25 protein-coding genes are annotated in these 19,385 nt (G+C 41.1%); 5 read left to right on the top strand and 20 right to left on the bottom strand.

Annotated features, from left to right (window positions below; translation table 11 throughout):
• Positions 1–190: 190 nt before the first annotated feature.
• The 4 genes from E2R53_RS03755 to E2R53_RS03740 all read right to left on the bottom strand — a co-directional run bounded on the left by E2R53_RS03755 (position 191) and on the right by E2R53_RS03740 (position 3,368).
• Positions 191–775, bottom strand: coding sequence for a YpmS family protein (locus E2R53_RS03755; RefSeq protein ID WP_133310462.1), 585 nt, complete (start codon positions 773–775; stop codon positions 191–193).
• A gap of 26 nt (positions 776–801) precedes the next feature.
• The gene (locus E2R53_RS03750; RefSeq protein WP_133310461.1) at positions 802–1,596 is read right to left on the bottom strand and encodes an SGNH/GDSL hydrolase family protein; all 795 of its coding nucleotides are present in this window, start codon (positions 1,594–1,596) and stop codon (positions 802–804) included.
• 133 nt (positions 1,597–1,729) lie between these two features.
• Complete coding sequence (locus E2R53_RS03745) at positions 1,730–2,302, bottom strand: SCO family protein (RefSeq protein WP_133310460.1); 573 nt, start codon at positions 2,300–2,302, stop codon at positions 1,730–1,732.
• Positions 2,303–2,411: 109 nt separating this feature from the next.
• Positions 2,412–3,368, bottom strand: coding sequence for a nucleoside hydrolase (locus E2R53_RS03740; protein WP_133310459.1), 957 nt, complete (start codon positions 3,366–3,368; stop codon positions 2,412–2,414).
• 135 nt (positions 3,369–3,503) lie between these two features.
• Between E2R53_RS03740 and E2R53_RS03735 the strand changes: the two genes are divergently transcribed.
• The gene (locus E2R53_RS03735; RefSeq protein ID WP_133311138.1) at positions 3,504–3,986 is read left to right on the top strand and encodes a PCYCGC motif-containing (lipo)protein; all 483 of its coding nucleotides are present in this window, start codon (positions 3,504–3,506) and stop codon (positions 3,984–3,986) included.
• A gap of 56 nt (positions 3,987–4,042) precedes the next feature.
• On the opposite strand, the gene E2R53_RS23085 is transcribed toward E2R53_RS03735, so the two are convergent.
• The 4 genes from E2R53_RS23085 to ilvA form a co-directional block, all read right to left on the bottom strand.
• Positions 4,043–4,201: a hypothetical protein gene (locus E2R53_RS23085; RefSeq protein WP_165970877.1), complete on the bottom strand. Its 159-nt coding sequence runs from the start codon at positions 4,199–4,201 to the stop codon at positions 4,043–4,045.
• A 182-nt stretch (positions 4,202–4,383) separates the two neighbouring features.
• Positions 4,384–5,226, bottom strand: coding sequence for a DegV family protein (locus E2R53_RS03730; protein ID WP_133310458.1), 843 nt, complete (start codon positions 5,224–5,226; stop codon positions 4,384–4,386).
• A 183-nt stretch (positions 5,227–5,409) separates the two neighbouring features.
• A complete protein-coding gene (locus E2R53_RS03725) occupies positions 5,410–5,661 on the bottom strand; it encodes a DUF2535 family protein (protein ID WP_070877898.1) in 252 nt (83 codons plus the stop codon).
• A gap of 98 nt (positions 5,662–5,759) precedes the next feature.
• Positions 5,760–7,028, bottom strand: coding sequence for a threonine ammonia-lyase IlvA (gene ilvA, locus E2R53_RS03720; protein ID WP_133310457.1), 1,269 nt, complete (start codon positions 7,026–7,028; stop codon positions 5,760–5,762).
• Between the two features lie 116 nt (positions 7,029–7,144).
• Between ilvA and E2R53_RS03715 the strand changes: the two genes are divergently transcribed.
• The 3 genes from E2R53_RS03715 to trhA all read left to right on the top strand — a co-directional run bounded on the left by E2R53_RS03715 (position 7,145) and on the right by trhA (position 9,365).
• Positions 7,145–7,363 (top strand): hypothetical protein, encoded by a 219-nt coding sequence (locus E2R53_RS03715; protein WP_133310456.1) that lies wholly within the window; start codon positions 7,145–7,147, stop codon positions 7,361–7,363.
• Positions 7,364–7,639: 276 nt separating this feature from the next.
• Positions 7,640–8,740 (top strand): sigma 54-interacting transcriptional regulator, encoded by a 1,101-nt coding sequence (locus tag E2R53_RS03710; RefSeq protein WP_133310455.1) that lies wholly within the window; start codon positions 7,640–7,642, stop codon positions 8,738–8,740.
• Positions 8,724–9,365 carry a PAQR family membrane homeostasis protein TrhA gene (trhA, locus tag E2R53_RS03705; protein WP_133310454.1) on the top strand — a complete coding sequence of 214 codons (642 nt, stop codon included), beginning with the start codon at positions 8,724–8,726 and terminating at the stop codon, positions 9,363–9,365. The genes E2R53_RS03710 and trhA overlap by 17 nt, the downstream gene beginning before the upstream one ends.
• 16 nt (positions 9,366–9,381) lie before the next feature.
• On the opposite strand, the gene E2R53_RS03700 is transcribed toward trhA, so the two are convergent.
• The 4 genes from E2R53_RS03700 to E2R53_RS03685 form a co-directional block, all read right to left on the bottom strand.
• On the bottom strand, positions 9,382–10,110 hold the full coding sequence (locus E2R53_RS03700; RefSeq protein ID WP_133310453.1) for a lysophospholipid acyltransferase family protein: 729 nt from the start codon (positions 10,108–10,110) through the stop codon (positions 9,382–9,384).
• A 67-nt stretch (positions 10,111–10,177) separates the two neighbouring features.
• Positions 10,178–10,660: a dihydrofolate reductase gene (locus E2R53_RS03695; protein ID WP_133310452.1), complete on the bottom strand. Its 483-nt coding sequence runs from the start codon at positions 10,658–10,660 to the stop codon at positions 10,178–10,180.
• A complete protein-coding gene (locus E2R53_RS03690) occupies positions 10,657–11,451 on the bottom strand; it encodes a thymidylate synthase (RefSeq protein WP_133310451.1) in 795 nt (264 codons plus the stop codon). The genes E2R53_RS03695 and E2R53_RS03690 overlap by 4 nt, the downstream gene beginning before the upstream one ends.
• A gap of 50 nt (positions 11,452–11,501) precedes the next feature.
• The gene (locus E2R53_RS03685) at positions 11,502–12,218 is read right to left on the bottom strand and encodes an anthrax toxin lethal factor-related metalloendopeptidase (protein ID WP_133310450.1); all 717 of its coding nucleotides are present in this window, start codon (positions 12,216–12,218) and stop codon (positions 11,502–11,504) included.
• Between the two features lie 158 nt (positions 12,219–12,376).
• Between E2R53_RS03685 and E2R53_RS23080 the strand changes: the two genes are divergently transcribed.
• Positions 12,377–12,538, top strand: a complete 162-nt coding sequence (locus E2R53_RS23080) for a hypothetical protein (protein WP_165970876.1) — start codon at positions 12,377–12,379, stop codon at positions 12,536–12,538.
• 53 nt (positions 12,539–12,591) lie between these two features.
• Here E2R53_RS23080 and E2R53_RS03680 read toward each other — a convergent pair whose 3' ends face one another.
• The 8 genes from E2R53_RS03680 to map form a co-directional block, all read right to left on the bottom strand.
• Entirely contained in the window at positions 12,592–13,368 is a 777-nt protein-coding gene (locus E2R53_RS03680; protein WP_133310449.1) for a TerC family protein, read from the bottom strand.
• Positions 13,369–13,566: 198 nt separating this feature from the next.
• Complete coding sequence (locus E2R53_RS03675; protein ID WP_070877888.1) at positions 13,567–14,091, bottom strand: phosphatidylglycerophosphatase A family protein; 525 nt, start codon at positions 14,089–14,091, stop codon at positions 13,567–13,569.
• Between the two features lie 16 nt (positions 14,092–14,107).
• Positions 14,108–14,692: a YpjP family protein gene (locus E2R53_RS03670; protein WP_070877928.1), complete on the bottom strand. Its 585-nt coding sequence runs from the start codon at positions 14,690–14,692 to the stop codon at positions 14,108–14,110.
• Between the two features lie 305 nt (positions 14,693–14,997).
• Complete coding sequence (locus E2R53_RS03665; protein WP_133310448.1) at positions 14,998–15,123, bottom strand: YuzL family protein; 126 nt, start codon at positions 15,121–15,123, stop codon at positions 14,998–15,000.
• Between the two features lie 27 nt (positions 15,124–15,150).
• Complete coding sequence (locus E2R53_RS03660; protein WP_133310447.1) at positions 15,151–15,933, bottom strand: class I SAM-dependent methyltransferase; 783 nt, start codon at positions 15,931–15,933, stop codon at positions 15,151–15,153.
• 62 nt (positions 15,934–15,995) lie between these two features.
• Positions 15,996–16,430: a BrxA/BrxB family bacilliredoxin gene (locus E2R53_RS03655; RefSeq protein WP_133310446.1), complete on the bottom strand. Its 435-nt coding sequence runs from the start codon at positions 16,428–16,430 to the stop codon at positions 15,996–15,998.
• A 72-nt stretch (positions 16,431–16,502) separates the two neighbouring features.
• Positions 16,503–18,215 (bottom strand): dihydroxy-acid dehydratase, encoded by a 1,713-nt coding sequence (gene ilvD, locus E2R53_RS03650; RefSeq protein ID WP_286166055.1) that lies wholly within the window; start codon positions 18,213–18,215, stop codon positions 16,503–16,505.
• A gap of 187 nt (positions 18,216–18,402) precedes the next feature.
• Positions 18,403–19,149, bottom strand: coding sequence for a type I methionyl aminopeptidase (gene map, locus E2R53_RS03645; protein WP_133310444.1), 747 nt, complete (start codon positions 19,147–19,149; stop codon positions 18,403–18,405).
• Positions 19,150–19,385 lie beyond the last annotated feature (236 nt).

Genomic DNA, 19,385 nt, shown 5'->3' with positions numbered 1-19,385 from the left:
AATTCACTGAATATATGACTTACTTCCTGCATTTTAAAGGAACGCCAGTGTGAATAGGTTTTCTTAAAAAACGAAGTACCCATGATCACTCATTTTTGAGGAAGAATATTATGGCTGCGGTGTCTTTTGAATCATTTTCAGGAAAAATAAAACACCATATTCACAGAAGAATATGGTGTTTTGAACGTACTCAATTTTGAATATCCATCGGAACATAAAGTTTAAATTTAATATCATCATTCTTCAGATCAAATGATTCCGCTTTTGCGCGCAGGTTATTTTTAAATTTAAGCTCCGTAATTTGTACATCAATGCTTTCATTCTTCGGATCAATGTACACATATTCCGGCAATGGATAAGTCTTTTTAATATAGCTCATAACGTATGGAACTGGTATTGGCAGGCGGCCAATAGATAATCGCTTCACCTTCAGCAGCATGTTGCCGTCTTCTTTCACTTTTGGATCAAAGGTAAGAGTAAGATCAACGTCTTTATTGAAGGCTTTTACGGTTCCGTATAAATTCACTTCTTCTTCAAGCTCAACCCGATAATTCAGCTCTTTTGCTTTTGCTTCTTTAACCAGGTAATAATTAATCAGCATATTTAGATCTTTTTTAGAAGAACTCACAGTAAAAGGAATTGTATCTGAGCTTGTAAGCTCCGCAGTTTCCGTTTTCGGCCGTTCAGCAGGCAAAAACGGCGAGACGATAAGAAAGAGGAGAAAGATAAGGTTTAAGCTGAGTAAAACAATAAAGGCAATTTTCCATTTTCTCATTCAGTAATCATCCAATCTTTTTAAATCTAGTCTGAGAGACTTGAATATACCCTGTCTGCTATTAATGAATACCCTGTTTCACTCGGATGAAACTCATCAATATAAAGAAGTTTCCCAACCGATTTAGAAGAAAAAAGGTCTTCCGTCGGAACGAATATGGCGTTGCCGTCTTTCATAATCATACGATTTGAAGCCTGGTTCCATTCTTCCACAATCGTATCAATTTCACTGAGCTCAGGAAGCATAAACTTAAAAGGGTTATATAAACCTGTATAAACGATGACTGCATCAGGATTTGCTGTGCGGACTGTCTCCATGATTTTTTTGAACCTTTTTTCAAACAGAGGCTGTTCCTTGCGGTATGGTTCAAGTTCAAGATTCATAATATGATTGCGTGTAACCTTCATAATATCATTTCCGCCAATGGTCATCAAAATGATGTCGGCATCTCTCAATTTTTCAATGACTTTTTCTTTTCCCAGAACTTTTATTAAATCGGTCGTTTTATGACCTCTGACTCCAAAATTGGACACATCAACAGATGAAATGTTTTCTTCCCGCTGCAGAAGATCGCTGACATCGCCGACATAGCCGCCGTTATTATCGGCATCGCCTACTCCAGCTGTTAAAGAATCTCCTATAGCAACTACATTTAAATTACTGGGAACAAAGTTTTTGGGGATGGGTTCCTTCATCAGATACTCTTTATTATTAACCGGTTTTGAAGCCACATCAGCAGGTTTTCCTGAAAAAGCATCACAGCCGGAGAGCAGCATCAATACTCCCAAAAACAGAATAAACAGGCTTCGAATCGTCATCATCCCCTTTCATCGTTGTTTTAGCCTATGATTATATCATGTATTTGCGTACAGTTACAGCAAAAACAAGTGGTTTAATACGGCTGAACTTTCATTAGCAAGACATAAAAAAATCCGCAAGCAGCGGATTTTTTCATCATTTTATTTTTTTTACATCTTCAATAATTTCATCATAAGCTACATTTTCTACTCCATCATAGTCTTTCATAACCTTGCCGTTCTGATCAATTAAATAAAACAGCGTGCCGTGAATGACTTGATCCTGTCCTTCAGGTTTCTGAACGATTGTTTTGAAGCTGCTTTTAGCAAAATTGTCGATTTCCTTCTGAGAATATCCAGTCAGAAAATCCCAAGTTTCAAGGGATAAAGGGTATCTGCCTGCAAATTCTTTTAATTTTTCAGGCGTGTCAACCTCGGGATCTACACTGAAGGATACTAGACGCACATCTAATCCCTCATCTTTCAGCTGTTTCTGCAATTCAGTCATATGTGCTGTCATTGGCGGGCATACCGTATCACAGCTTGTAAAAATAAAATTCGCTACCCATACTTCCCCTTTTAGGTCAGTTAAACCGACCGTTTTCCCATCCTGATTTATGTAGGAAAAATCATCAATTTCATAATTAAGCGCACCTTTAATTCCGCTTGAGCCGCATCCTGTTAAAAGAGCAATAGCCAGTAAAAATAAGAGTATGTAGTGTTTTTTCATTGAAGGTGTCACCTTTCCTTTTAATCCAATATGGAAAGTTTAACAAAACATTCAAGGAATGGGAAGCATATGCTTGAAAGTGGTTTCACCGTTCAACAGATCGACACATTTATCCGCCCTTCATGACCTTGATAAAATCAGCCAGAAAAGCGTCATAATTAAATTTAACCGCTATCCGGTGAATGGGGTAATCAGCAAGTGTCTTAAAAGGTCTGAAGTCTGCTATACTCTGCCCCCTCGCAAATTCAGATTCAAGAATAATTTTCACAGGTTTTTCTACAAATGTGATTTGATTTTCCCTCACTGCCGCCCAAAGAGTCAGCAGGTCATGCAGAGGACCTCCCGCTATTTGCGGCGTATTTTTTTTATAAAAATTTGTATAAAAGTCAATCATCGGTTTAAGAAGTTTTCCCACTTTATCGTTGTTTTTCTGATAAAACTGATCTAAATCTCTAATCACCTCATCAGGTATGATCGCATAATTGGTGACGTTCAGCGGAAAAATGGCCACTCGCTTTGCTAAGGTCATCACCAGATTTGCTGCAGCGGGGTCGCCGTAAAAATTTGCTTCCGCGACCGGTGTTACATTTCCCGGATAAAGAAAGGCCCCTCCCATGACAAAAATCTCCTTAACCTTCCTAAGCACTGTCGGAAATAAAACAAAAGCAGTGGCAAGAGATGTCAAACGGCCCACATTTACAATGGTTACATCATAATTGTACTGAATAATGAGGCTCCGGATCAGCTCAAAATTTTCAAAATCACCTTGGGAAGCTTCAATCTCAGGTACAATCGGACCCAGACCCTGTTCACCATGAACCTCTGGATAGTAAACAGGATTTTCACCAGTAAGCGGTCTTGCTGCCCCGCCGATAATGGGAATATTGCTCGTCTTGGTCAGCATCGTAAAATATCGTGCGCTGTTTATGGCTGTCTGCTTGGATACATTTCCATAATCCGCAACAATGCCGATCACTTCTGTTTCATCATCATAATAGCTGTACATCAAAGCAACGATATCATCCACGCCGAAATCGCCAAAGAAAAGAACCCTTTTTGCAGCCATCCCAACACCCCTTTTTATATCTATATGTGATTGGAATTCATAAATTGTTCAAATATTGAAACGGTCAGATATGATAGAGTATGAGTATCTAACTAAAGCAGGTGAATTTTTTTGAAAATAAGCGTTCAATTCTTCATGACAGCATTTTTGGCAGGCTCTGTTTTCCTTACAGGATGTCAGGAAACCGGCAGCAGTGAAGAAAAACACGATCACGGCGGCCACTCTTCCTTTAAAAATAATGGGGATATTCAGGAAGAAACGAAGTCAGCATCTGTCCTCCCGTCCTTTCTTAATGAACAGCCTGATGAAATCAAAACCCTGTATAAGGCAGCTGCCGAGCATGAAGAGCTGTTAAGCTACATGCCATGCTACTGCGGGTGCGGTGAATCAGCCGGTCACAATGATAATGGAAATTGTTTTATTAAAGAACGCAAAGAAAACGGAGCCATCATTTGGGATGATCACGGAACAAAATGCGGAGTGTGCCTTGAAATTGCAGCAAAAGCTATCATCGAACATGAAAAAGGCATGTCAATGAAGGATGTCCGCGATATGATTGATGAGCAATATAAAGAGGGTTATGCAGAACCGACAGATACGAAGGTACCTGAGGTTTAATCAGAAAAAAACGGATTCTCCCGGCGGGAAATCCGTTTTTTTATTTAGAATGTGTTTCAGTTTCCCTCATTGCCGTTTGTAGTATTTCCAGAAAGAAACCCTGAGTGTTCATCCTGTTTGGAGTGTTCAGGCAGGCTCATTCCGGAGGCTTTGTCAAAATAGATGGCGATGGCAGATACAAGAAGCAGAGGAGTTAATAGTAAGATCCACAGCACTTTAGATCACCTGCTTTATAAGATTCCTTTTAATAATATATACGGAATCTACGTTAAAAAGTTTCAATTTTCTAAAATAACTTTATAATAAGGTGTTGGTACCGAAACTCTCGTGTGTTAAACCCTCAAAAAAGAAAGGACGCGTAAGAAAACACATGGATTTCTCCATGCGTTCTTCAACCCTATTCAGCAAAATACATAAACCCTATAGCACCTGGACCTGTATGTGTTGAAATAACAGGTGTGGTATAGCAAATATCAATCGGGTAGTCTGCATTCATTTCAAGCAGGGCATTTTTCAGGTTTGTTGCAAGCGCAAGGGAATCTGCATGCGCGATGCCAACCGCTTTGACTGTTTTGTTTTTCACATCTTCTGCAAACTGTTTGGCCAGAAATTTAACAATTTGTGAGTGGCTGCGCACTTTTGTTACAGGAGTGTAGACACCATCCGCAAGTGACGCAATCGGCTTGATATTTAGAAGGGAGCCAATCATCGCTTTTCCTCTGCCAATTCTTCCGCCTTTTACAAGGTTATCAAGCGTATCAACCGTAACGAATAGGTGGCTGTTTTTGCGGATGTGTTCAATCCGGTCGAGGATTTCCTGTTTGGAGGCACCCGACTGGGCCATTTTTGCGGCTTCAACCACTTGAAAAGCAAGTGCTCTTGAGATAAACATGGAGTCGATGACCGTAACATCCGCATCAGTCATACCCGCTGCACTTTCGGCTGAACGAACGGTGCCGCTCATGCCCCCTGTCATATGTATAGAAATGATGCTGCTGCCGTCTGCACCTAGTTCATCATACACTTCTGCAAACTTTCCAGCAGGCGGCTGCGAGCTTTTCGGAAGCTCGTCCGCACCTTTCATCTTTTTAATGAATTCTTCCGGTTCTATGTCCACACGGTCAAGGTACGACTCATTGTCAATGACGATCGTCAGCGGAACTACTTTAATATCGTATTTTTCAATCATGTCATGACTAAGATCTCCTGTGGAGTCAGTCACAATTTTAACCTTTGTCAACGGTATCACTTCCCTATTAATCTAACTAACTATCTTGTATTATACCCTCAATTAAAGATGTTTCAATCTTATTTGCCTTCAAATCTTATGGAAATCCCTTTTCTAGCTTTTAAATAAGATGGATATTTTATTCTCATTTAAAAAAAGAAAAGACCGCCATTGTTTATGCGGTCTTCCGGCGTGCTATGCGTTATGTTTTAAAATGACTGGTTGATAAATGGCTTCATAATCTGGCCACTTTATTGATTTTTTTAAGTAATCCCTGAACGAATAGACATCATTAGGATGCTTCTGTGAGGTGATTTTTGATAAAAACGTCTGCAGGCGGATTTGAACGAGAAATCGGTATTGATTATCTTCCTCCAATACTGGAATATCTGTGATTTTTACCTTATGTCCATTTAACAGCTTGAACTCTAGGCTCTTGAATAACAAGTTATCAATCCTCTTTTTCACCCGTTTCTTATATTATAACCCAACCATATGCGGAAGTCTGTCTAATTGTGTCACCCTCGGCTAATATTTTTATTAATTTAGATGAAAAGATGAAATAGACTGCTGTCTTTTTTTACTTCAGTAAACGGAAAACCTTTTCGCTGCATTCTATTCAGCAAGCCCGTGTAATCCTCTTTGTTTTTGAGCTCAATTCCAACAAATGCAGGACCGCTGTCGCGATTATTCTTTTTTGTATATTCAAATCTGGAAATGTCATCGTTCGGGCCAAGCACTTCATCGAGAAATTCTCTAAGGGCGCCTGCACGCTGCGGAAAATTTACAATAAAATAGTGCTGCAGGCCTTCGTACATCAGCGAACGCTCTTTCATTTCCTGCATCCGGCCTATGTCATTATTTCCTCCGCTCACAATGCAGACAATATTTTTACCCTTGATTTCGTCTCTATAAAAATCAAGTGCTGCGATTGGAAGAGCGCCTGCAGGCTCGGCAACAATTGCATTCTCATTGTACAGACTTAAAATGGTGGTGCAAACTTTTCCCTCTGGGACAAGGATATGATCATCCACTGTCTGTCTGCAGATTGAAAAGTTGTGATCTCCTATCCTCTTCACTGCTGCTCCGTCCACAAATTTATCAATATTCTCGAGCTCTACTACTTCGCCTGCTGTAATCGATTCCGCAAACGACGGGGCCCCCTCAGGTTCAACGCCAATGATCTTTGTGCCGGGGGAAACTTGTTTAAAATAAGTTCCGATGCCTGAGATCAGTCCGCCTCCCCCAATACTTGCAAACACGTAATCAAGCTCGGCATCGCAGTCATTCAAAATTTCAATCGCAATCGTTCCCTGCCCCGCGATAACCTCTAAATCATCAAATGGATGAATAAAGGCTCTTCCCTCGGATTCACTGCATTCTCTTGCCTTTTTGTATGAATCATCAAACGTATCGCCCGTTAGAATGATTTCAACATGCCCTCGTCCGAAAAGCTCTACCTGGGAAACTTTTTGCCTTGGGGTTGTGGATGGCATAAAGATTTTGCCGTGGATATTCAGTTGCTTGCAGGAATAGGCCACACCCTGCGCATGATTCCCGGCGCTGGCACAAACAATACCATTAACGGTTTCTTCTTTCGTCAGCTGTTTAATTTTGTTATAGGCGCCTCTCAACTTGAAAGAACGGACAATCTGAAGATCTTCCCTTTTCAAATAAACATTGCAATCATATTTTTCAGAAAGGCGTTCATCTTTTTGAAGAGGTGTATGAATAACAATATCTTTCAACAAATGGTGCGCCTTTAAGATGTCTGCCACATGAAGGGATGGTTCAAGATTCATCATTTGTTTCATAGGTAAAAATCCTTTCTGCATCAATGATTTAATTGGAACATTATATCATGAATATTCGAAATTAAAAGTTATTATTAAAAAATTCTCATAATTTCTTAACATTGGAGGTTATTCTTATGGAATTCGAACTAAAGTCTGCCGGCGGAGCGCTTCCGTGTCTTGTCGTAGCAGATGAAGACAACGGGCGTTTTATGATCAGAAAAGAGGATACAAGCGGTGAGGTTTTTAATTCAGCACATGAATTAACTCAGTGGATTAAAGAAAACTGGTCAGAGGAACAGTTTGAAAACCCATCTCAGTTTCTGCGATTATTGGAGCAATTGAAAAGGGATTGATGCGTTCCTTATTAGTATCCGTTCCGTTCCTTTCCGCTCCAGGAACTTGCTTTCCGCGGTCCGGCTGGGAGCCTTCTCGGCGCCTGCCTGTGGGGTCTCCCATTTTGCTCTATTTCCCGCAGGAGTCAAGTTTATCCGCTGCTATCCACCAATTTTTTTAACATTTAGTTTAATAGCAACAATAATTACGAAAAGAGCCTTAATAAAAAAAAATCTTATTGGTTCCAATTAGTTGTGTTTGGGTGTTATAATAAAACCAATTAATCATTCAAGGAGATGAAAATCATCGAAAAATATACATCTTTTGAGGATATTATTGGAGAGCATCCACTTATCATTGAAAAAAAGTTTCTCGCCAAAAAGCTCGCAAAAGCAAATTTGCCGATTATTATAGAGGGACCGACCGGAAGCGGTAAACAGATGTTTGCAAGCGCCATTCATCATGAGTCTGAAAGGTCAGAAAAGCCATTTGCGGCTATTAACTGCAGTACATATTCAGAAGATGCCCTTGAATATGAACTTTTCGGCAATGAGGATGATCACAAACAAGGATTATTTGAAGAAGCAGGTGGCGGAACTGTCTTTCTAAAAGAAATTTCAAGCCTGAGCCTCAAACTTCAGGCTCAATTGCTCCGCGTCCTGCAGGATAAACAAGTGCAGAAAATTGGCTCATCCAAGGCCGTCATAGTGGACGTCCGGATCATTGCCTCATCTGCTGTGCAATTAACGTCTTTAATTGAAGAAGGCAGACTTCGGGAAGACTTCTACTACTATCTTAACGTATTAAGGCTGACATTGCCGTCTTTAACCGAACGCAGCAGCGACGTTCCAATCCTGTCCGCTTCATTTATTAAACAGCGGAGCCAGGACATCCGCATGGATAAAAAGGTATTGGACATTCTCACAAAATACCCTTGGCCTGGAAATGTGCTGGAACTTAAAAATACAATGGATTATTTACTAACAGTCTGTGACGGCCGTTCCATCCAGCTGCACGATCTTCCTAAAGAGCCGTTTATGACGCATGAGCCTGCCAAACAGAAAAAAGACCCTAAAAATCAAAAAGATAAGCCGCTGACTCTTATGGATAAACAGGAGTATCTTTTTATTCTGGAATCCATCCGATCAAGCAATGAGGACGGGGAGCCTGCAAGCCGGAGAATGATCTCTGACAGCAGCAAAAATTCACGTCATCCCCTAACCCCCCAGCAGGTGAGGCATCGACTCGATTTTCTCGAGAAGAATGATTATGTGACAAAAGGGCGGGGACGGGCAGGAACGAAAATAACCATCGAAGGCCTTGATTTCCTTCAGTCCTTAACCGAAAATCTGCAAACAATGCAAAAGGAGGCAGTGCAAAATGGAATACTCGATTAAAGAAGAAATTGCAAATGCGATAACACACGGGATTGGTGTCCTGCTCAGTATACCGGCACTGGTTTATCTGATTATTTTTGCCTCTAAATATGGGGACGCCTGGCATATTGTCAGCTTTTCAATCTTTGGCGCAACGATGATCCTTTTATATCTCTTTTCAACCTTGCTGCATGCCATACCACACCGCAAGGCAAAGGATGTTTTTGAAATTCTGGATCATTCCGCCATCTACTTGCTGATTGCAGGCACATATACACCATTTCTGCTTGTGCCTCTAAGGGGAACACTCGGTTTTACCCTGCTTGGCATTGTTTGGGGACTTGCAATCGCAGGAATCGTGCTGAAAATTTTCTTTGTTAAGAAGTTTGTTATTTTATCAACTCTCGCCTATATCCTGATGGGCTGGCTGATTATTATCGCCATTAAACCGCTGTATGCATTTTTAAGTCCTGAGGGATTTGCGCTTCTGCTCACTGGAGGACTGCTGTATACAATTGGAGCGATTTTCTATGTATGGCGAAGGATTCCTTATCATCACGCCATTTGGCACGGCTTTGTATTAGCCGGCAGTGCAGCCATGTTTTTCTGTGTTCTGTTCTATGTACCGGATGTACCATTTATGTAAGATAAACAAAAAACTCTCAGAGGCTTTGCCTCCTGAGAGTTTTTGCAATCGTAAGCCTTAATTCTTCAGCCGTTTTCTTTAAATCTTTCCCTGTGTAATCTTCTGGCAAATATGGTTTGCACACTGTTACTTTGACGTTTGAAGATTTAAACCTCCAGCCGCCATGCTTTTCCATGATGTCATAGGTCCCGTCGATAGCAACAGGAATGATTGGGACGCCTGCGCCAGCTGCCATGCGCAAGGCACCTGTTTTGAACTCCGCCAAATCATCACCTTTGCTTCTTGTACCCTCCGGAAAAATAATCAGGGAATGTCCTGCTTTCAATTTTTCTGCGCCATCTTTTAAAGAAAGCACTGCCTGTCTTCTGTTTTTGCGGTCAACGAACACACAATTCATCACTTCCATCCACTGCGGAAGAAACGGCATTTTTTTCACTTCCACTTTAGATAAAAAGCCTGCTGGCTTCTTAAGGGAACTCATCAGCACTGGAATATCAAAATTGCTCTGATGATTGCTGACAATAAGGACTGGCCCTGCCGGCATGTTTTCTTCCCCTTTTACACTAACAGTTGCGCCGGAGGAACGAACGAGTGACCTTGCCCAGTTTTTCGGTAGCTCATGGACGGCTTCATCTTTCTTTTGCACAGATAGCCTTGGGTCTATTTTCTTGACCTTTTTTAAAGTCGGCAAACTGTAAATTAAATATCCAATTCCGTAAATAACGGTAAATAACATTCTCAACATGTGGTTCTTCCCCCAGCTGTGCGTAAGAAAAGCCTCTCGTCAAGCGAGAGACCAGTGATTGCATCTTCTATTTTTCATAAACGATAAATTCATAGTCATACGGATTTTTTTCATCTTTTGGACCTTTTTCCCGATGAATGATTTTGTATTGCTCTTCTTTAAACTCAGGAAAATAAGTATCTCCCTCAAACGTTTCATCTATTTTCGTCACATAAAGTCTTTCCGCTGAATGCAGACACTCTTTAAAAATTTCAGCCCCGCCGATGATAAAGAGATTTTGATCTGCATAAGCTTCATTTACAAGCACTTCATCCAAAGAATGAATGACTTTGATTCCTGCTTGTGAATACTGCTCATTTCTTGTAAGGACGATGTTCTCTCTGCCGGGCAGAGGTTTTCCGATTGATTCAAACGTTTTTCTTCCCATTAATATCGGATGCCCCATCGTAACCTGCTTGAAATAAGCAAGATCTGCCGGAATCCGCCAAGGAAGATCATTGTTGCGCCCGATCAATTGGTTTCTATCCATTGCCACAATCATGGAAATCATACGCTGACCGCTCCCTTTATATGAGGATGAGGATCATAGCCTTCCAAAGTGAAATCTTCATAGGTGAAATCAAAAATGGATTTTACAGCAGGATTCAGTTTCATTTTTGGAAGCTCCCGCACATCGCGTGTTAACTGAAGGTCTATCTGCTCAAGATGATTTTTATAAATATGCACATCTCCAAATGTATGAACAAACTCACCAGGCTCTAAATCCGTCACATGGGCTACCATCAGCGTTAACAGAGCATAGGATGCAATGTTAAATGGCACACCAAGGAAAACGTCTGCAGAGCGCTGATATAGCTGACAGGACAGCTTGCCGTCAGCTACGTAAAATTGAAAAAAACAATGACATGGCGGCAGTGCCATTTTATCGACTTCTGCAGGATTCCATGCACTGACAATAAGTCTGCGAGAATCTGGATTGTTTTTAATCTGGTCAATCAGCTTTGCAATTTGGTCAACCGTCTCACCGTCAGCTCCTGCCCATGAGCGCCACTGATGTCCATAAACAGGACCAAGCTCGCCATTTTCATCGGCCCATTCATTCCAAATGCGCACTCCATTTTCCTGAAGGTATTTTACGTTCGTATCTCCCCGCAAAAACCAGATTAGTTCATGTATGATTGACTTCAAGTGAAGTTTTTTCGTTGTCAAAAGAGGAAATCCTTCTTTTAAATCAAATCTCATTTGATATCCGAATGTGCTGATTGTTCCAGTTCCTGTCCGGTCTTCTTTCACGGATCCTGATTCGAGCACATGCTTGCATAAATCCAAATATTGCTTCATTTAAAGACACTTCCTTCGTATAGATACTAGAGATAATTGTATAGGAAGTTTCACTCGTTTTCTACCGTTTTGTGAAGTTTGGAAATAAATCGATAGGATAGCGGAGCATTTTCACGCAGCTCACCCCTTGTTTTTTCATTCAAATAATACATCGCAAAAATCTCTGCAAAATATTCTTCAGGAAAACGTTCAAAATAAGTTTTTCCCGGAAAAAGCAATCCTGCCTCCTGCTTCCATATATTCAAGTAAAAAGGATTGTTTCTTATGTTTGAAAATACATTCCGATCAGCGGCGTGTGCAAACTCATGAAGCTCAAGCGATACCGATCCATGTCCCATGCCATATTGACTGTGGCCGATTTTGACAAAGACTCTGTTATCTTCTGTCATTCCAGGAACCCTGTCCCAGTCGGATTTGATTGAATAGCCCCGCGGAGTCTGTCCTGATAAGTGCTCAAGGCCCTCTTCATCAGTCAGCTTCCCTGTAAACAGTTTGATTGTCACGTTGTGCTGCCGTGCTTTTTCCAAAATAACAGGATGAACTTGATTTAAATGATTTACCATAGCTTCTGCATCCTGCTCTGAAAAGGGCTGAGCCGGTAAATAAACCATTTTGTTAAGGGCTGAGCCGGATGACAGGGATACTTTAGAAGAAAGTGAATGATCTTCAAGAAGACTGCCTGACGGAACATCTGCAAAAACATATTGATAGATTGAAAACATCGCCGCGAGCGAAATGATGAGAACAAGCAGTTTGATTTTTGTCATATATGTATTACTCCTAGAAGGATTTTCTGACTGTTTCGAACAATATATATATGAAAATAGTAACATATTGATTTTTTGCCGAATAGACATTGGGCCCTGTAACTTTTATGCCAACTTCACCATATGATGGAAATTATCATGGAAATTGGGTGAAAAACATGAGGATGTTAATTAACAGGAATATTCCTTATAGACAGCGGCAGCAGCTGACTCAAGAAGTAATTGAAGTTATGACGCTTAAAAGCTATATGGTTTTAGACGGACTGACATCAATCGGACTGATCTCCATTTTTTATTTTTATTTTAGGGGAATCCTTTAGAAAAAGAAGACAAATAAAAAAAGCCGCAGGATGCGGCTTTTTATGCTGACGGATTATACGCCAGTGCTGTTGCTGTGACTAGTTTTTTTGCGGTAATAATTAAGAGCAAATGTACCTGCGAACATCACAAGAATGATAATGAAGAATACAGAGTGCTCAATGTGAACGCCTGCAACACTTAATCCCATTTTCACTGCGATAAGTGCAATTAAGATGTAAGCAGTTGTTTCAAGTTCAGGAACTTTGTCAATTAATTTAAGGAAAACACCTGCAACTCCACGCATCATAAGAACCCCTAGAACTCCTCCAAGAAGAAGAACCCATACCTGCTCACTGACGCCGAATGCTGCAAGAACGCTGTCTACAGAGAATGCAATATCCATTAATTCAACTGCCACAACTGTTCCCCAGAATGTACCGAAAAGACGGATAAGAAGGCCTTTTTTGTTAATACCGCCGTGCTCTTCTTCACCTTCAGCATTTTCTTTTGATTTATCCATGAAGTATTTTACAGCAAGCCACGCAAGATATGCTGCACCTAAAATCTTAACCCACCATAGTTTAATTAAGAATACACCGACACCGATTGCAATGAAACGGAAGATGTATGCTCCAAGCAAACCATAGAATAAAGCTTTTTTTCGCTGTTTTTCAGGTAAATGTTTAACCATTACAGCCAGTACAAGAGCATTATCTGCTGATAATAACCCTTCGAGAATAACTAATGTACCGATAAGTCCCCATGAAACCGGATCTGTAAGAACTTCTCCCCACATTTCCCAATTGAAAAATTGTGCGTACGTGTCAAGCATTCCTTGCAAAATTGACATCTACCATTTCCTCCTAAATATTACGTTAACTTTTTCATTATACTGAATAAAAGATTGCTTGTTAAGTATTTTGATGTTTCTTCATAAAATATACATCTTTATTCGATATCCTCCAGCTGCCTATACGTTTTGGCGGAGGAAAAGTTTCATATGAAAGCAAAAAAAAAACGCATGAAATGTCTTCATGCAATTGAATCTTTATACTGTTGCCTGTGTCTGTCTGCCATCTGCAATATCTCTGGCCCGATGTGCCATCCTGCTTGCTGCTGCAGCTGCAAGCGCTGCAACAAGATCATCTAGAAATGTATTTACACGATTTCCGCTGTGTTCATCCAGAGCTTTAATAATGCCGAATTTTTCTTTATCCAAATAACCGAAATTGGTCAAGCCGATAGAGCCGTATACATTAACGATGGAAAGCGGTATGATTTCATCAATGCCATAAAGAGGTTCATCTGTTTCAACAAGATGCTGAAGCGGCTGCGGCAGCAGTTTCTGTTCAGCAAGCTGATCAAGTGCCAGGCCAGTTAGAACGGCATGTACAATCTCCCGTTTATTTAGAACCTTCTCTACATTTTCCACACAATCTTCAAGCGTAATATTAGGGATGTACTTTCGCTGAAGTGTCATCACAATATCAGCGATATCCTCTAATGTAACACCCCTGTCATTCAGCATTTCTTTCGTCGTTTTTACCATTTCATCGATTGTGTATTTGCTCAATGGACATTGCACCCCTTTAATGTGTCATCCAATTCGGCGGCATATTCTGGTTCCAGTAGATGCTGCCAAGTTCATGATGCTTTTGAAATGAATCATGGTGCGTGTGATAGTGAAAGTTGAACCAATATCCCTGCTTTGGCGGATGATCGCGGCGGACATGAAATCTAAGGACATCCTGTCCCGTTTGTTTATTGTATAAGTGAAAAATTTTCTCGCCTTTTCCGTCTGCAGGTTTTTTTGAAATTGCCAAATCCCTGATATCTTCATCAGAGTGCTCATCAACATATTGTTTAATCGCTTCTTCCATCTTCGGAAGAATGATCTGTCTGAATTCATCCTCTATGACGGTTCCGATTTTGTCTCCGAATTTTTGAAAGGATTGAACTTCGGCAGCTGCTACAAAAGTTGATAGGCTGTTCTCTTTGGGCTGTTGCCAGTAAGCGGTTTCATCGGTGAAGAAATGTTTGTCTGAGTTCGTTAATTTAGCGGTTGAATCTTCAGAGGAATGTTCCTCGACTGTGAGGGCAGCTGGAGGAGCAACCATTCCGAAGGTTGCAATTGTAAATAAGATGACAAGCGTTTTCCGCATCCATTTGTTCATCATGTTATGTCTTCCTCCCAGTCTTCCTATTATAATATTATTCTATCATAGATAAATTCTAAATTTATAGAAATTTTTCACCAAAAAAGAAAATCCATTGCCACAAAAGGGTTTTAAAAAATGATAAAAAAGTTTACACTAAAGGAGATGTTGGAAATAAAATACTTTCACACTACTGGAGTGAATCAAAATGGGTTTTGAATCAGTGTTTATTATTGCATCATTCGTGACTCTGGCATATTTTATTTTCGCAGAAATAACCGATTAAAAAAACTCATGGCGGCCGCCATGAGTTTTTTAATCGGTTATTGTTTTTGTTTTTTATTTGCAGCAGACTGCTTGCGGCCAGTTTCACTGACTGTTGTTCCCTGACCTTCTACTTCCGGAGAACCAAGCTGTGATTTTGATGCATCGCTTTTTCGTTTCGACATTAGATGAGCACCTCCTCATCCTATTTTTCACGAATCTGGTATTTCTATCACACCAAAATGGAATTTTGCTGATTTTCGTTTATAAACATGAAAGCCAAGTGCTTCAAATGAGGAACTTTTCCAATGATTTTTTAATACGACTCTTTTTTTTGCTACACGTTTTGCTTCCTTCACAATTTCTTCTGATAAAGGCTTATGATCACTCAGGGATCTTAAGTGTTCTATCCCATGCGATTCTTCTATTTGCTCCTCAAACATAGGATCAAAATAAACAACATCATATGAGTTTGTGTCTAAAGATCGCAAGTAGTCAGCATGATTCATCCCCACAACTTGTATTCTGCGCATGCTTTTATCAAACTCGGCTATTCCTGTTTCCCATTTGCTTAGTCCTTTTTCCACAAGATATGCAACAAGATGATTCGCTTCTGCAGCCGTCACTTTCCCTGTCTCACCCGCTGCATAGCTGGCAATAATGCTGTCTGATCCAAGTCCAAGTGTACAATCTAAAAACCGGTCACCTTCTTTTAAATCTGCAGCATGAATGAGAGGATCGCTCTCCCCTTTTTTTAATCGTTTCAGACGGAACATCGCTGAATTCGGATGAAAGAAAAAAGGATCCGAGGTTCCTGCCTCATGCAGTTCAAGCCGATTTTGCCCCACTACAAGCACATCCGAATGATATTCTTCCTTCATTTTATCAACAGAACGTTTCTTGCGGGCCTTATATTCAGCGTTTAAATCTATGGAAATTTCTTCTGCGAGTTTAATCATGCCGGGATTTGTCCGGCCTGCTGTTGTTACAATCAAAGTCTTTCACTCCGTATCTTTCTTCATTCATAAAAAGGATGCCCTATTAGGCATCCTTTCCATTATTTATTAGCTTCAAATGCATGCAGCAGATTATCCATAATATGTTCGATTGCGCTGCCTTCAATTTCATGGCGCGGAATAAAGTGAACAACATCTTTTCCTTTAAGCAATGCCATTGAAGGAGATGAAGGTTCATGGCCTTCAAAGTACTCTCTCATCGCAGCTGTAGCTTCTTTATCCTGTCCGGCGAAAACCGTAACAAGATTTGCCGGTGCATGCTCAGCCTGCATAACAGCCTGAGTGGCTGCCGGTCTTGCAAGTCCCGCTGCACATCCGCAGACAGAATTCACAACAACCAATGTTGTTCCTTCCGCAGATTCCATAAATTCTTTTACTTCATCTTCCGTGGTTAATTCGTTAAATCCTGAGTTTGTAAGTTCAGCACGCATTGGCTTCACCATTTGACGCATGTATTCTTCATATGCCATTGACATAGTCATTCCTCCTAAACTACCGCATGTAGTAAAAGAATACTACAGGAGGAATGACAATTCAACAACTGAGCCTCAGTGTGTTTTCTGCGGTTCTTTTACATCTTCAAATGCATCTGTGACTGCACCTTGAGATGCACAGGAAACCGTTCTGGCGTATTTCCCTAACACTCCGCGTTTGCGAAGCGGCGGAGCAGACCATGTAAGTCTTCTTTCTGCAAGTTCTTCGTCTGAAACGTGAAGGCGCAGCTCGCGGTTATCACTGTCTACAGTTATTAAGTCGCCTGACTTCACAAGAGCAATCGGTCCGCCTACTTGAGCTTCCGGAGTGATGTGGCCTACTACAAGGCCATGAGTGCCCCCTGAGAAGCGTCCGTCTGTCAGAAGTGCAACACTCTCCCCTAATCCTTTTCCTACAATGATAGAGGATAGAGACAGCATCTCAGGCATTCCCGGACCTCCCTTTGGCCCTTCGTAGCGAATAATCAGCACGTCGCCTGCAACAACTTCATTTGTTAAGACGGCCTCTGTTGCTTCCTCTTCTGTATCAAACACTTTAGCAGGGCCTGTCATCTTCGTTACTTTCAGTCCGGAAACCTTGGCAACTGCTCCGCTTGGAGAGAGATTTCCTTTTAAAATAACAAGCGGGCCATCTTTTCTCAATGCCTGCTCAAGCGGATAAATAACTTTTTGACCTTCTTTCAGGCCTTCCTGCTCTCTAAGATTTTCTTCAATTGTTTTGCCTGTTACTGTTAAACAGTCTCCGTGCAGCAAGCCATGTTCAAGCAACAGCTTCATTACGGCAGTCACACCCCCGGCTTCGTGCAGATCCTGCATCACGTATTTACCGCTTGGCTTAAGATCTGCGATGTGAGGAACGGTTCTTTGAATACGCTCAAAATCCTCAAGAGATAAATCTACATCAATGGAATGGGCAATTGCCATAAGATGAAGAATGGCATTTGTAGATCCTCCAAGAGCCATGACAACTGTGATGGCATTTTCAAATGCTTTTTTCGTCATAATATCTTTCGGGTAAATGTCTTGTTCAAGCATGCGGTAAACAGCTTGTCCCGCTTCATAGCAATCATTTTGCTTAAACTCTGATTCAGCAGGGTTGGATGAACTTCCAGGGAGACTCATACCCATAGCTTCAATGGCTGATGCCATCGTATTTGCCGTATACATACCTCCGCATGATCCTGCACCAGGACACGCATGACATTCAATCTGATGCAATCCTTCACTGTCAATATCGCCATTGTTAAATTGGCCTACACCTTCAAATGCAGAAACAATATCAATATCTTTATCGTTTAATCTGCCGGGTTTAATTGTGCCTCCGTATACGAAAACAGCCGGCACCTCTGCACGCGCAATGGCGATCATGCAGCCCGGCATGTTTTTATCACAGCCGCCGATTGCAACAAATCCGTCTAAATTCTCAGCTCCCACAACTGTTTCAATCGAGTCTGCAATAACTTCACGGCTTGGAAGAGAGTAGCGCATACCCTCAGTTCCCATTGAAATCCCGTCAGACACGGTAATCGTGCCAAAAATCATTCCAGCACCGCCAGCCGTATTAACACCTTTTTTAGACAGCTCTGCAAGCTTATCAATATGTATATTACAAGGTGTGACCTCACTCCATGTAGAGGCGATGCCGATCATCGGCTTCTGAAAGTCCTCATCCTGAAGTCCCACCGCACGAAGCATGGCGCGGTTAGGCATTCGTTTCATATCGTCGCTGATTACTTTACTTTTGATTCTAAGATCTTTTTTGCTCACTTTCATCACCCCGTTAAATTTGTATTGTTATATACTATAGTCCGAATTCTTTAGTATTTCAACAATATTCTCATAATTTACAAAAATATTATCTTAAAATGTTAAAATTCTGTATGATCCATTGCTTACCATTAATAAAAAAGCGACCTCTGTTTATCATTCACAGAGATTCGCTTCATACATGTTCTTATTGTTCTGTTAAAATCAGCGGGCCGTCTTTTGTAATCGCAACCGTGTGTTCATACTGAGCGGACAGTTTGCCGTCAACAGTCCGTGCTGTCCAGCCGTTATCATCCATTTTAGAATACCAAGTGCCAGCGTTCAACATTGGCTCGATTGTAATGACCATTCCTTCTCTCAGCCTTAGCCCCTTGCCTGGTTTGCCGTAGTGAAGCACCGTCGGCTCCTCGTGCATTGTTTTTCCGATGCCGTGGCCTGTAAAGTCCCTCACGACAGAAAATGATTCTTCTTCTGCGTAAGACTGGATGGCATGACCAATATCTCCGAGACGGTTGCCGATCACGGCCTGCTCAATCCCTTTATACATGGCTGTTTTAGTAACATCCATTAATTTTTGCGCCTCTTCTGACAGGGTGCCTGCAGAATGAGTCCAAGCGGAATCTGCCAATGCGCCATTTAAATTAACCACGAAATCAATTGTGACAATATCTCCGTTTTTTAACGGTTTCTTATTGGGAAATCCATGGCAAATTTCATCATTTACAGAAGCGCAGGTTGCATATTCATAGCCTTTATAGCCTTTTTGCTCTGCTGTTGCTCCATGTTTTTTCAAATAGTCATCTACGAAGGCATCAATTTCAAGTGTCGTGACACCCGGTTTAACTAGTTTCGCAACTTCTTTATGGCATGCAGCCAGCAGCTTGCCTGCCTCATGCATCCGGTTAATTTCTCGTTCGCTTTTTAAAATGATCATTTTATTATCTCCTCCACTTTTCCTGGATTTGAACGGATTTGTGGAACTATTCAGACTCTTTGTTTCCACTTTTTTTCGATTTAACGGTTTTGTGGAATCATACGGACTCTTTGTTTCCACTTTTTTTCGATTTGAACGAGTTTGTGGAATCATACGGACTCTTTGTTTCCACTTTTCCTAGAATTGAACTAATTTGTGGAACCATACGGACTCTTTGTTTCCACTTTTCCTCGAAT

It is taken from the genome of Peribacillus frigoritolerans (assembly GCF_004358755.1).
Lineage (GTDB): Bacteria > Bacillota > Bacilli > Bacillales > Bacillaceae > Bacillus_P.
The sequence above is the reverse complement of the archived record's forward strand: the minus strand, read 5'-3'. Positions and strand labels throughout refer to the sequence as shown.